This is a genomic window from Vibrio sp. 1069 (assembly GCF_033340555.1).
In genome coordinates this window covers 1-561 of record NZ_JAWOWP010000756.1, presented here as the reverse complement: position 1 = coordinate 561, position 561 = coordinate 1, and the positions used below count along the sequence as shown (strand labels likewise).

The 561-nt window shown below is 48.7% G+C and carries 1 protein-coding gene; it reads left to right on the top strand.

The window, feature by feature from the left end; all coding sequences use genetic code 11:
- Positions 1-45: 45 nt before the first annotated feature.
- Positions 46-561: endonuclease (locus tag R7040_RS28885; RefSeq protein WP_318097955.1), on the top strand; the 516-nt coding region annotated here is incomplete at its 3' end.

Here is a 561-nt window from a genome sequence, read left to right as displayed (position 1 = left end):
TGAGTGGTAGAATGATTAAAGTCATACTTTTTAAAGACTTTAGTCATGAAATACTTGTTTACTCTGTTTCTCTTTGTTCTTTCTAGTTCCGCTTTTTCTGCCCCTCCTAGCTCATTTTCTGCCGCCAAACGTGAAGCGGTGAAAATCTATCAAGACCACCCAAGCAGTTTTTACTGCGGTTGTGATATCCAGTGGCAAGGCAAAAAAGGCGTTCCAGACTTAGCCTCTTGCGGTTACCAAGTTCGCAAACAAGAAAAACGCGCAGCTCGCATTGAATGGGAACATGTGGTTCCTGCTTGGCAATTCGGCCACCAGCTCCAGTGTTGGCAAAGCGGTGGGCGCAAAAACTGTTCGCGCAACGACACGGCTTTTAAACTCATGGAAGCGGATTTACACAACCTGACCCCAGCGGTTGGTGAGGTGAACGGAGACCGTTCTAACTTCAACTTCAGCCAATGGAACGGCATGGATGGTGTCAGCTATGGCCGCTGCGATATGCAAGTGAACTTCAAGCAACGCAAAGTAATGCCACCCGACAGAGCTCGCGGCTCGAGTGCACGC